Annotated in this window: 1 protein-coding gene; it reads right to left on the reverse strand. The window is 43.1% G+C overall.

Annotated elements, in window-relative coordinates; translation table 11 throughout:
• Positions 1–311: 4Fe-4S dicluster domain-containing protein (locus HC175_RS22435; RefSeq protein ID WP_479685265.1), on the reverse strand; the 311-nt coding region annotated here is incomplete at both ends.

Here is a 311-nt window from a genome sequence, read left to right on the forward strand (position 1 = left end):
TTGGTTCCCACGTATTCAAGAGCATGATACATTCTGTCATCTTCACTTAGAGCAGCTATACGACTCGTTTCATCATTAACATCTCCAAATACAATAGCTCCTTTGTCACAAGCTGCAGAACATGCTGTCTGGAATTCGCCATCCACAACAGGTCTTCCTTCACGTTTTGCATCAAGGATAGTTTTTTGCGTACGCTGGATACAGAAGGAACATTTTTCCATAACCCCTCTCGAACGCACAGTAACATCGGGATTCAAGACCATACGCCCAAGGTCATTGTTCATGTGGTAATCGAATTCTTCATTCTTGGC

This window comes from Salinimicrobium oceani (assembly GCF_012037645.1).